The sequence below is a fragment of the Actinoallomurus liliacearum genome (genome assembly GCF_039542035.1).
GTDB lineage: Bacteria > Actinomycetota > Actinomycetes > Streptosporangiales > Streptosporangiaceae > Actinoallomurus > Actinoallomurus liliacearum.
The window spans coordinates 34,836-47,146 of record NZ_BAABHJ010000004.1; the positions used below are offsets into that span (position 1 = coordinate 34,836).

The following is a 12,311-nucleotide window of genomic DNA, read 5'->3' on the forward strand; positions in this document are numbered from 1 at the left end:
GGACTCGACCGGTCAGGAGCGGCTGAGTGGCACTGGACATGTCCTTCCTGATCGCCGACCCGGATCACTACGCGCCCTGGGACGCCGCCGATCCCGGTCCGCGCTACGCCGCGGGTCCCCTGCCGGCCGGATGGACACGGCGGGACTCCGGCGCGTGGACTCACTGGGGGCCGGCGGATCTCCTTCTCCCCGATCAGGGGTGGAAGGTGCATGTGGCCAGCTCCCTGCCCAACGCGCAGTTCGTGCTGGGAGTGGTGGCGACGGCGTGCGCCGAGTCGGGTGTCCCTTTCAAGCACCTGGCCGGGCGCGAGATGTTCCTGCACGCGCACGGCAAGCACGCGAACCGGGTGCAGAGCGGGAAGTTCTGCACCCTGTACCCGCCCACCGAGGACCGCGCGCTGCGGATCTTACGACGGCTGGCGGAGGACCTGTCCGGGATCAGCGGGCCCTTCGTGCTCTCCGATCGCCGTTTCGGCGCGAGCGAGTGCGTCTCGTACCGGTACGGGGCGTTCCGCGGTCGCGTACGGGTCGACGCGGAGGGCGAACAGGTACCCGTCATGCTCGGACCGGACGGCCGGGAGATCGATGACGAGCGCGGGCCGGCGTTCCGCCTGCCGCCCGGCGTCGTCGACCCGTTCCGGCAGGCCGCTCCGGACGTCGCGACCGGACCGGTCACCCTGCACGGCTACACCTTCGAGGCCGTCGTACGGCACGGCAACGCGGGCGGCGCCTACCGCTTCCGCGCCGCGGACGGCGGCCAGGTCTTCCTGAAAGAGGCGAGGGCGCACAACGGCTACACCCCCGACGGCGCCGACGCGAAGGCGCGGTTGACCGCCGAGTACCTGGTCCTCCGGGCGATACACGGTCGCGAGCCGGGCCTGTGCCCGCGACCGGTGGAGCTGTTCCAGCACTGGGAGCACAGCTATCTCGTCTCCGAGTTCGTGCCCGGCATGCCGTTGTACCGCTGGATGGTGCTGAACAACCCCGCGGTGCGCATCGGGCCGGACCCCGCGGAGTTCGCCGAGTATCACCGCCGCTGCGTGGCCATCATCGACCGGCTCGACGCGCAGTTGCGCCGCCTGCACGAGCTGGGCTACGTCTTCGTCGACCTCAGCCCGACCAATGTGCTCGTCGACGACGACGATCAGGCCCGCCTGATCGACTTCGAGGCGGTGCAACCCCTCGAGGACGTACGGCGGATCATGGGGACTCCCGGCTACCTGCACCCGGACCCGCGCTCCGCGGTCGAGCGCGATCCTCTCGAGCTCGACCGCTTCGGGCTGTCCGCGCTGGCGCTGCTGCTCCTGTTCCCCGTCCACGAGGCGGTCGAACGGCATCCGCCGCTCCTCGACCACCTGCACGCCGACCTGTCCGAGCTCGCGCCGGTCGCCCCGAGGCTGTGGCGGTGGGCCACCCACTGCCAGGACCGAACCCCGGACTCCCGCCTGCCCACGCCGCAGGCCGTCCGCGAGGACACCGTCGCCGCGTTGCGCCGGCTGGCCGACCGGACCGCGGACGCGCTGGAGGCGATGGCCCGGCCGGACCACCCGGAGTCGGTCTATCCGACCAGCCCGCTGGGGTACCGGACCGACACCCGCGCGGTCGCCGCCGGCACCGCCGGTGTGCTGTACGCGCTGCGCCGCGCCGGGCGCGGCTGCGACCCGGCCGTGGTCCGCCGGCTGCGGGACGACGCGCTGGCCGCGGCGGACATCAGCGCTCCCGGCCTGCTGTACGGCAGCGCCGGCATCGCCTGCGTGCTGGCGGAACTCGGGGAGTCCGACGCGGCCGGCACCCTGCTCGCCGCCGCGGCGGCTCATCCGCTGAACGCCACGTCCGCGACCCTCGGCGGCGGCGCGGCCGGCACCGCCCTCGGCCTGCTGATCCATCACCGCCGCACCGGCGAGCAGCGTTGGCTGGACCTGGCTCAGCGGCTGCTCGACCAGGTCCCGGACGGGGACGAGCTCACCGCCCGGTTGAGCCCGGTCAACCGGTCCGGGCTGGTCGGCGGCCGGACCGGCGTGGCGCTGGCGCTTTACGGCCTGTACCGGCGTACGGAGGATCCTCGGCTCTTCGCCCGGGGCATGCGGCTGCTCCAGGACGAACTGGCCTACGCCGAGCCGCTGCCGGTGGACGGCCTGGGTTTCAAGCTCTCCCGCACCGACCGTCGCGTCTATCCCTACCTGTTCGGCGGCAGCGCGGGATACGCCGCGGTGCTGTCCCGCTACCTCGCGTGCCGCCCGGACGCGGAGTTCGACGTGACCACCGGCGACGACCTCGGCGCGGCCGACGCGCTGGAGCGCTGCCTGCGCGCCTGCTCGGTGCGCTTCGCCGTGTTCCCGGGGCTGTTCCCGGGCCTGGCCGGTCTCGCCGTGACGCTGGCCGGCGCGGGTGAGCGGCTGGGCCGGCCCGAACTCATCGACGCCGCGCTCGCCGGCGCCCGCGGCCTGTTCCGGTACGCGATCCCACGTGAGGACGGGGTCGGCTGGCTCGGCGAGCCGGGACAGCGGCTGTCCGCCGATCTGTGGTCCGGCTCGGCCGGAATCCTGCTCGCCCTCCGGCGCCTGACGGATTCCGCGCCTGCCCCCCTTGACGCCCTCGACGGGCATCCGGCCGAGTCGAGGGATGCCGTAGCGCCCGCATCGATGGAAAGGAGTGGTCGGCATGGAAGAAGTTCTGCGGTTGCAGGCTGAGACGGCGGTCCAGGAGGAACTGGCCTGCAACGTGCTCACCATGAGCAGTAAGGGCAGCATCTGCCTGTGACCCCGTGACCTGCCGGACACGGCGCGTCCGTGCCCGGCAGGCCCTCAGAGCGGGGCCTCAGGCGGCGTACCCGGCAGGCTCTCTCACCCGTCCGAGCGGGCCTCAGGCGGCCGAGTTGCTGTAGGCACGGGCCTCGGCCATCGGCGGGCGCTCGCCGACCGAGACGTCCCGGATCCGCACCTGGTGGCCGTCGCCGTCCCGGCGGAACTGCGTCAGCACGGTCGACGGCGGTTCGAGCGGCACGATCCGGCCCTGCCGGTCGAGCCGGGACCACGCGGTCTGCATGATCTGGCCCGCCATGCCGCCGAGCGCCTCGGACGACTGGTGGCTGTGCTCGCGGGTGCCGAGGTCGACCTGGGCCATCGCGTCCAGGCCGGCGGCCTCCAGCACGTCGATGAGCAGGCCGAGCTCCACGCCGTAGCCGGTGACGAACGGGATCCGTTCGAGGAGGGTCCGCCGCCCGGCGTACTCGCCGCCCAGCGGCTGGACGAACCCGGCGAGCAGCGGCCAGTGCATGTTGATCAGTGGGCGGGCGACCAGCTCGGTCACCCGGCCGCCGCCGCTGGGGACGGAGACCCCGCCGGTGTTCAGCGGGCGGTCGTAGCAGGCCTTGACGTACGCCACGGACGGGTCCGTGAGCAGCGGGCCGAGCAGTCCGGTGACGAAAGAGGACGAGAAGTTCCGCAGGTCGGCGTCGACGAACACCAGGACGTCGCCGCGGGCCGCGTGCAGTGACTTCCACAGCGCCTCGCCCTTGCCGGACAGCGGCGGCAGGTCGGGCAGCACGGCGTCCTGGGCGACGACGCGCGCGCCCGCGGCCGCCGCGACCTCGGCGGTGTCATCGACGGACCGGGAGTCGATGACGAGGATCTCGTCGACGAGCGGGGCGCGCTCGACGAGATCCCGTCGTATCGTCGTGACGATCTCGCCGACCGTCGCGCGTTCGTTCCGGGCGGGCAGCACGACGCTCACCGTGGTCTCGCCCTTGGCGGCCAGGAGCCGGTCCACCGGCCAGTCCGCCGCGGAGCTCATGCGGTTGCGCAGCCACGCCTGTACCTGGGGCAGCACCTGATCGTCCCCTCTCCTGCGTCAGCACTCCGGGCCCATTGACTCCCGCCAGCGTTTCACCCTCGTTTCGCCGGCATCACAGCGAGGGGAACCCTGGCGGCTCAGGCTGGCTCAGCTCTCGGCGTGCTGCTCCAGGAACGCGTAGACGTCCGCCTCGTCCACTCCGGGGAACGCGCCGGGCGGCAGCACGGCGAGGACGTGCGAATGGGCGCGCGCCGACGGCCAGGCGTGCCCCTGCCAGCGGCGGGCCAGCTCGGCCGGGGGCCGCTGGCAGCAGTCGCCGTCCGGGCAGGCCGACCTGACACGGCGGTTGGTGTCCCGGCCGCGGAACCATCGAGAATGCTCGAACGGCACGCCGAGCGTGATGGCGAAGTCCCGCTCGTGGCTCGGGTCGATGTGCGACAGGCACCAGTACGTGCCGGTCGGGGTGTCGGTGTATTGGTAGTAGACGGAGAACCGGTCGTCGGCGCCGAACACCCGCCGCCCGGCCCACTGGCGGCACATCCGCTGGCCCTCGATCGCGCCGTGCTCGTCGGCGGGGAAGATCAGGCCGTCGTTGGCGTACGCCTTGTAGATCGTGCCGCTCTCGTCGTTCTTCGTGAAGTGCACCGGCAGGTCGAGGTGGTGGGTCGCCAGATTGGTGAACCGGTGCGCGGCCATCTCGTACGAGACGGAGAACACGTCGCACAGGTCCTCGATCGACAGCTCCCGGTCGGCCTTGGCCTCTTTCAGGTACGGCACGACCGTCCGCTCGGGCAGCAGGGTGGCGGCGGCGTAGTAGTTGGCCTCCACCCGCTGCCGGAGGAAGTCGGCGAAGTCCCTGGGCACCGCGTGCTCGAGCGCGATGTGGCCGAGCGTCTGCAGCAGGATCGTGCGCGGCGTGTGCATGCCGAGCTGCTCGCGCTCCAGGTAGATGCGGTGGTTGCGCAGATCGGTGACGGACCGGACCGAGCGCGGCAGGTCCTGGACGTAGCGCAGGGTGAAGCCGAAGTGGGTGACGAGGGACAGCAGCATGCCCTGGGACAGCGCGCCGCCCCGGTAGCCGGCGGCCTCCAGAGACTTGGCCGCGACCTGCTCGATCTCGCCGAAGTAGTTGCCGCGCTCGTGCATCTGGCGGCGCAGTTCAGCGTTGGCCTTGCGGGCGTCCTCCGGGCTGGCGGTCGGTTTCGTACGGCCCCGCTTCACCTCTTCGTACAGCGCGAGCAGGTGTTCGAGAACGTCGTTGGGCACCCGCTTGCCGGCCTTCAGGTGCGGCAGGCCGAGGGCGCGGTAGACGGGGTCGCGCTGGGCCTCCTCGAGCGCGATCTCCAGCTGGGCGCGCCGGTTCGGCGGCTGTTTGCGGAGCAGTTCCTCGATGGGGACCTCGAGCGCCGAGGCGAGCGCCTGCAGCAGGGACAGCTTGGGTTCGCGCCGGCCGTTCTCCAGGAGGGAGAGCTGGGACGGGGCGCGTCCGACGCGTTCTCCCAGCTCAGAGAGGGTGTAGCCACGTGCGCGCCGGAGGTGGCGAAGCCGCTGGCCGAACGTCACGAGGTCTAGACCATTCGTCAAGTTCAGCGCTTCTTCTTTTTGAAAGGCCGTCACAGGTTCATAGTAGCGAAAATTATGCGGTTCTTCTTGTTACTGACCGGTTCACTACCGGCGCCTGAGGCCGGAGAGTAGGACACAAGCACCCAGGGGACGACAGAGGAGGGCAGTATCCATGAGCGACCGTCGCCTCAAGGGAGCAGCCGAAGAGCTGCAGCGTCAGTGGAAGACCGACCCGCGGTGGGCCGGCCTCGAGCGGACCTACACCGCCGAGGACGTCATCCGCCTGCGCGGCTCGGTGCAGGAGGAGCACACGCTCGCCCGCCTCGGCGCGGAACGCCTGTGGAAGCTGCTCCACGAGCAGGAGTACATCAACGCGCTCGGCGCGCTGACCGGGAACCAGGCCGTCCAGCAGGTGCGGGCGGGCCTCAAGGCGATCTACCTGTCCGGCTGGCAGGTGGCGGCGGACGCGAACCTCAGCGGGCACACCTACCCCGACCAGAGCCTCTACCCGGCCAACTCCGTTCCCTCCGTCGTGCGCCGCATCAACAACGCCCTGCTGCGCGCCGACCAGATCACCTGGGCCGAGGGCGACGAGGCCGCCCCGCACTGGCTGGCGCCGATCGTCGCCGACGCCGAGGCCGGCTTCGGCGGGGTGCTGAACGCCTACGAGCTGATGAAGGCCATGATCGCCGCCGGCGCCGCCGGGGTGCACTGGGAGGACCAGCTCGCCTCGGAGAAGAAGTGCGGTCACCTCGGCGGGAAGGTCCTCATCCCGACCGGCCAGCACATCAAGACGCTGAACGCCGCCCGCCTCGCCGCCGACGTCGCCGGCGTCCCGTCCCTGATCATCGCGCGGACCGACGCCCAGGCCGCGACGCTGCTGACGAGCGACGTGGACGAGCGTGACCAGCGGTTCGTCACCGGTGAGCGCACCGCCGAGGGGTTCTACCGGGTGCGCAACGGCCTGGAGGCGTGCATCGCCCGCGGCCTGGCCTACTCGCCGCACTCCGACCTGCTGTGGATGGAGACCGGCACGCCGGACCTGGACGTGGCGCGGCGCTTCGCCGAGGCGATCAAGGCGGAGTACCCCGACCAGATGCTGGCCTACAACTGCTCGCCGTCGTTCAACTGGAAGAAGCACCTGGACGACTCCACGATCGCCAAGTTCCAGCGCGAGCTCGGGCACATGGGATACACGTTCCAGTTCATCACCCTGGCCGGCTTCCACTCGCTCAACTACTCGATGTTCCACCTCGCCAAGGGCTACGCGCAGGACGGCATGACGTCCTACGTCGAGCTGCAGGAGGCGGAGTTCGGGGCGGAGCGGGACGGCTACACGGCCACGAAGCACCAGCGCGAGGTCGGCACCGGTTACTTCGACCTGGTCAGCACGGCGATCTCGCCGGACTCCTCCACGGTGGCACTGAAGGGATCCACCGAAGAGGAGCAGTTCGTCAGCGCCCACTGAGAACTGCGCCAGGTCGGCGCGGTGGCCCCCGGCGTCGCCGGGGGCCACCGCTCTGTCGTTCGCACGGCGCGCGGTGTCATATCCCGGCTTCTCGGGATCACGACCGTATGCCACTTTCGGTGCTGAAAAGTCTGGACAATCCCCAGACGCGTACGCCAGAGTCGCAAGGTCCCACTTGATCTTCTGCACGGAGACCCCCCACATGCGCAGAACATCCCGTCTGGTGGCCATCGGCGCGACCCTCGCCTCCGTCGCGGCCATCTCCCCCGCCGCGTCGGCAGCGGCGCGAACTCACTTCACCCCCGGCGCCCCGGGCATCGGCGACCCGTACTTCCCGCTGGAGGGCAACGGCGGGTACAACGCCCTGCACTACGGGCTCGACCTGAAGTACGACCCCTCGACCAAGCGCCTCGACGGCGTCGTCACCATGACCGCGCGGGCCACCCAGGACCTGTCCCGGTTCGACCTGGACCTGCAGCAGCTGACGGTCTCCAAGGTCACGGTGAACAAGCACGAGGCGGAGTTCACCCGCGACGGCCAAGAACTGATCATCACGCCCAGGAGCGGCCTGCGGAAGAACCGGACCTTCACCGTCACCGTGACGTACGGTGGCGTTCCGCAGACGATCGTGGGCTCGCCGATCGTGTTCGGCTCGCCGTACGGCTTCGTCCACACCGACGACGGCGCGTTCATGGGCGACGAGCCGAACGCCGCGTCGACGTGGTTCCCGAGCAACGACCACCCGGGCGACAAGGCCGCCTTCACCTTCAAGGTGACGGTGCCCAAGAACCTCGGCGTGATCGCGAACGGGCGGCTCGTGTCCCAGCGCACGAAGGGCGACCAGAGCACCTTCGTCTGGGACGAGAAGAACCCGATGGCGACCTACCTCGCCACCGCCGACATCGGCCAGTGGACTTTCAAGAACGGTAAGACGCCCTCGGGCATCCCCGAGACGGTCGCCGTCGACCCGAAGCTGGTGGGCCGCGACCCGAACCACCCGGACCCGACGGCGTTCTTCTGGGACACCACCGCCGAGGCCACGGACCTGTGGGACAAGCTGTACGGGAAGTTCCCGTTCGACTCGACCGGCGCGATCGCCGACCTGGCGACGTACAACGGGCAGGCGATCGGCTTCTCCCTGGAGACCCAGACCCGGCCGCTGTACTCCGACGTGCGCAGCACGAACACGATCGCGCACGAGCTGGCGCACCAGTGGTTCGGCGACAGCGTCTCGGTGAAGACCTGGAACAACATCTGGCTGAACGAGAGCTTCGCGACGTTCTCGCAGTGGTACTGGGCCGAGAAGCACGGCGGCCGGACGGTGCACGACCAGGCCCTGGCGGTCTACAACGGCCACGCGCCGACCGACAGCTGGTGGAACGTCGTGATCGCCGACCCGAAGCGGGACACCATGTTCCACGACCGGGTCTACAGCGGCGGCGGCATGGTGCTGGAGTTCCTCCGGGAGAAGATCGGTGACGACGCCTTCTTCACCCTGCTGCGCACCTGGGCGGCCCAGCACCGGCACGCCAACGCCACCACCGAGCAGTTCACCGCGCTCGCCCAGAAGATCTCCAAGCAGGACCTGAGCGGGTTCTTCAAGACCTGGCTCTGGTCCCCCGGCAAGCCCGCCCTCCCGCAGGGCTGACCCTTTCCGCCGGGGATCCTCCGGGATCCCCGGCGGAACACCACCGGGTCTCCCCCCGGCCACCGCACGCATATTCCGCAGCCCATACTCCGGGAAGCCGAACAGCAGGCCGCTCAAGAAGTGGTCAACGGCGGCAAAGAACCGGAAATCCGCGACGCACGGATGCGGTGCGGTGGCCTGCGCGATGTTTCTCTATCCGATGTCGGCGGTGCCGCGAAAACAATTCATCACCGACAAAGGGAAATGTCCACTCTGTTCGGGGGGAGCCTCATGGGTTCATTCGCTAGAACGGCGGGCAGCGTAGCGGCTGCCGCGCTGATGGGGGCGGGAGTAGCGGCGGCATCGCCGCCCTCGGCCTACGCACAGCCCGTCGTGACGGTGCCGTGCAGCGGACCTGCGGGCGGGGCGGCCGGCCTGGTCACGGCGATCAAAAACGCCAACGCGGCCGGTCACGGCACGATTCGGCTGGCCGCGAACTGCAACTACGACTTCACCGCCCCGACGGACACGTCGGGCACACGCGGCGGGGACGCGCTGCCCATCATCAGCGGGGACATCACCATCATCGGGGGGCCGTCTACGCATATCAGGCGTGTCGGCGGCCCGCAGTTCCGCCTGTTCGAAGTGTTCACGGGCGCCCGGCTTACGATCAAGGGAATCTTCATCGAGGGCGGCGACTCCGGGGTCTGGACCGGCGGCGGCATTCTCAGCGCGCGCGGCACCCTGGTCCTGCACAAGGTCACCCTGCGGAACAACACGGCGGACAACGGCGCAGGCCTCAGCAACGACAGCGGCACGGCGGTGCTTTCATACACCCTGGTCACCGACAATACGACCATTCATCCCAGTGGAGCCGGCGGCGGCGGCGCGGGCATCTACAACGACGGCCGGCTCGAAGTGAAGTTCAGCCAGCTCAGCTTCAACAGCGCCAACAGCAGCGGCGGCGGCGTCTACAACGAGCTGGGCGGGACCGCCTTCTTCTTCCGGTCCACGCTCGACAAGAACACCGCCAAGATCCGTGGCGGCGGGCTGCTGAACGGCGTCGGCGGACGGGCCAGGCTGGTGCTCACCCTCGTCAAGGCCAACAGCGCGAGCGACGGTGGCGGGATCTTCCGCGTCCCCGACTCCGGCCCGGTCACGCTCAACGACAGCCTGGTCATCGCGAACGCTCCCAACAACTGCAGGCCGGTCGGCAGCGTGCCGGGCTGCTCCTGATGCGAGTGCTCGACCGTCTTCCGCAGCGGTGACAGCACACGACGATCGGCCGGCATGGGGTGGCGGGAACGGACTTCCCGCCACCCCATGCCGTTCGCGGGTCGGCTGATCCGATCCGCAGCGACGATCACGGAGCCCGGGAGGCGCGGCATGCCGGAAGGCGGCAGGATGACATACCTGGTGACGGGCGGGGCGGGGTTCATCGGGTCGCACCTCGTCGAGGCGCTGCTGGCCCGCGGCGACTCCGTCATCGCCCTCGACAACCTCTCGACGGGCAGCCCCGCCAATCTGAGCGAGGCGGCGAAGAACGCGGGCTTCCGGTTCGTCCACGGCTCCGTGCTCGACGACCTGATGGTCGACGAGCTCATGCGCCAGTGCGACGCCGTGGTCCACATGGCGGCGGCCGTCGGCGTACGGCTGGTGGTCGACGAGCCCTTGAAGTCGTTGATCACCAATATCCGCGGCTCGCAGATCGTGATCGAGGCGGCGCACCGTTACCGCCGCAAGGTTCTGATGACCAGCACGTCGGACATCTACGGGAAGAACTCCGCGGGGCCCCTGCGGGAGAGCGCGGACCGGATCCTCGGGCCTCCGTCCATCGTGCGCTGGGCGTACAGCACGGCGAAGGCCGTCGACGAGATCCTCGCCAACTGCTATCACCGGGAACGCGACCTGGCGACGATCGTGGCCCGGCTCTTCAACACGGTCGGCCCTCGGCAGAGCCCGGCGTACGGCATGGTCGTTCCGCGGCTGGTCCGGCAGGCCGTACGGGGCGAGCCGCTGACCGTGTACGGGGACGGGCGGCAGACCCGCTGCTTCACCCACGTCAGCGACGTCGTCGACGCGCTGCTCCGGCTCCTGGACGAGCCCGCCGCCATCGGGCAGACCTACAACGTCGGTTCCTCCCGTGAGATCAGCATCCGGGAGCTCGCCGAGACGATCATCGCGCGCACCGGCAGCGCGTCCGGGATCCAGGTCATCCCGTACGACCAGGCGTACGAGTCAGGGTTCGAGGACATGCAGCGAAAGGTCCCCGACACCACGAAACTGCGGGTGCTCACCGGCTGGCTGCCACGCCGTTCCCTCGATGACATCCTCAGCGACGCCATCGCCCACGCGAGACGGGAACGGGCGGGATGTCCTGCACCGCGCGCCATCCCGATACGGACGTGAGCGCGGGACCGCGCCGCCGTCGCCGCGCGCGGTGGCGGTACGGACGTGCGCGGTGCGTACCGGCGGCGCGTCAGTCGGCACTCCAGGACGGGGTGCGGCGCACCGTCCCCCACAGGTAGCGGAGGTCGGAGCCCCGAGGGAGCAGGTCACTCCACGAGTGCCGGGTGACCCGCAGGAACCACTGGACCTGGAGTGCCGCGAACACGCTGTAACCGACGCTGGAGGCGAACGCGGCGCCCCCGGCACCGTACGACGGGATCAGCGCGAGGTTCAGGGCGACGTTGGCCGTGAGGGCCGCGACCGCCGTCACCGAGTTCCGCAGCGGGCGGTCGAGCCGGAGCAGGAAGGCGCCCACCGGTCTGCTCGCGCCGATCGCCCACAGGCCCGGCGCCAATGCGAGGAGCGGGCCGACGGCCCCGGTGAACGCCGGCCCGTACACCGCCGGGACCACGAACGGCGCGGTGGCGCAGAGGAACCCCACGGAGCCGGCGGCGACCAGCGCGGCGATCCTCGTGGACCGCACGGTGCACACGGTCGCCGCCCGCTCGTCGTCCTCGAGCTGCCGGGGCATGGCGAGGTTCGCGACGACGTCGGAAGGGACCCGGCCCAGCTCCATCAGCGTCACCGCCACGGCGTACAGCCCCACCTCGGCCGTCGTCGTCATCGCGCCCAGGATCAAGACGTCCACCCGCAGCAGCAGGAACATCGAGACGAGACCGGTGTGATAGCGCAGCCCCAGGCGAAGCGTCCGGCGCGCCATCCCGAGGTCGCAGTGTCGCAGCCTCGGACGCGCGGCGGGCAGGAGGACCACCAGGGGCAGCGCGGCGGACATGGTCCACAGCGCGACCACCCACCACAGTGTCACCTTGCCCAGCGCGGCGAGCAGGACCAGCGACGCGCAGTGCACGCCCACACTGAGCAGGCCGCTGCGGTTGTTGACGTCGATGCGCGCCCTCAGGACCATGAGGCGGGCGAGCAGTTTCTCGGTCATCGCGCAGGGGATCCAGACCAGCGCCACGGCCAGCAGACCGGGATCCGTCACCGGGACGACGCCGGGCCCCAGCCCCACCACGACCACGGCGGCGGCGATCGCGCAGACGCCTCCGAGCGCCGCGCCGAACAGCACGCTGTTGGCGGTGACGACAGCAGTGTCGCGGAGCCGGGACCAGAGCGCGACGTGCGACTCCTCCACCGACAGGTGCCCGAGATGCAGCGCGACCGTCCCGACGGCGATCAGCACGGCGTAGGCACCTCGCCCCTCGGGTCCCAGCGACCGGTTCACGACCACGCTCATCAGCGCGCCGAGGACGAACCTGGCGGCGTAGGCGCCCAGCGTACGGGCGGCCTGCCCGGCCGCCGCGTTCACCGCGCCGGCCGGCGGCCCGGGCGACGGCCGGCGCGCGGGTCCACGGGCGGACGGCGGCCACGGGGGCGCACGACCGGGTGGCGGTC

The 12,311-nt window shown here is 70.6% G+C and carries 8 protein-coding genes; 5 read left to right on the forward strand and 3 right to left on the reverse strand.

The genetic code is table 11. The features are described 5' to 3' along the window. Positions 1-26 precede the first annotated feature (26 nt). Entirely contained in the window at positions 27-2,690 is a 2,664-nt protein-coding gene (gene lanKC / locus ABD978_RS07390) for a class III lanthionine synthetase LanKC (RefSeq protein WP_345350459.1), read from the forward strand. Between the two features lie 172 nt (positions 2,691-2,862). Here the strand turns inward: lanKC and ABD978_RS07395 are convergent, their stop codons facing one another. After that, positions 2,863-3,828: a glucosyl-3-phosphoglycerate synthase gene (locus ABD978_RS07395; RefSeq protein ID WP_345350462.1), complete on the reverse strand. Its 966-nt coding sequence runs from the start codon at positions 3,826-3,828 to the stop codon at positions 2,863-2,865. A gap of 111 nt (positions 3,829-3,939) precedes the next feature. Beyond that, positions 3,940-5,376 carry a helix-turn-helix domain-containing protein gene (locus tag ABD978_RS07400; protein ID WP_345350465.1) on the reverse strand — a complete coding sequence of 479 codons (1,437 nt, stop codon included), beginning with the start codon at positions 5,374-5,376 and terminating at the stop codon, positions 3,940-3,942. A gap of 151 nt (positions 5,377-5,527) precedes the next feature. On the opposite strand from ABD978_RS07400, the gene aceA reads away from it, so the two are divergent. From aceA to ABD978_RS07420, 4 genes are all read left to right on the forward strand, one after another. Continuing rightward, positions 5,528-6,823, forward strand: a complete 1,296-nt coding sequence (gene aceA / locus ABD978_RS07405; RefSeq protein ID WP_345350468.1) for an isocitrate lyase — start codon at positions 5,528-5,530, stop codon at positions 6,821-6,823. A 202-nt stretch (positions 6,824-7,025) separates the two neighbouring features. After that, positions 7,026-8,471 carry a M1 family metallopeptidase gene (locus ABD978_RS07410; RefSeq protein WP_345350471.1) on the forward strand — a complete coding sequence of 482 codons (1,446 nt, stop codon included), beginning with the start codon at positions 7,026-7,028 and terminating at the stop codon, positions 8,469-8,471. Positions 8,472-8,591: 120 nt separating this feature from the next. Then, positions 8,592-9,686, forward strand: coding sequence for a hypothetical protein (locus ABD978_RS07415; RefSeq protein WP_345350474.1), 1,095 nt, complete (start codon positions 8,592-8,594; stop codon positions 9,684-9,686). 168 nt (positions 9,687-9,854) lie between these two features. Beyond that, positions 9,855-10,859: an NAD-dependent epimerase/dehydratase family protein gene (locus ABD978_RS07420; RefSeq protein WP_345350477.1), complete on the forward strand. Its 1,005-nt coding sequence runs from the start codon at positions 9,855-9,857 to the stop codon at positions 10,857-10,859. A 70-nt stretch (positions 10,860-10,929) separates the two neighbouring features. Here the strand turns inward: ABD978_RS07420 and ABD978_RS07425 are convergent, their stop codons facing one another. Beyond that, a complete protein-coding gene (locus ABD978_RS07425) occupies positions 10,930-12,225 on the reverse strand; it encodes a lipopolysaccharide biosynthesis protein (protein WP_345350480.1) in 1,296 nt (431 codons plus the stop codon). Positions 12,226-12,311: the final 86 nt, after the last annotated feature.

What these genes read in the sequence shown, in the direction of transcription:
- aceA (WP_345350468.1), top strand. Translation starts at nt 5,528, where the DNA reads ATGAGCGACCGTCGCCTCAAGGGAGCAGCCGAAGAGCTGCAGCGTCAG.
- ABD978_RS07410 (WP_345350471.1), top strand. Translation starts at nt 7,026, where the DNA reads ATGCGCAGAACATCCCGTCTGGTGGCCATCGGCGCGACCCTCGCCTCC.
- ABD978_RS07420 (WP_345350477.1), top strand. Translation starts at nt 9,855, where the DNA reads ATGACATACCTGGTGACGGGCGGGGCGGGGTTCATCGGGTCGCACCTC.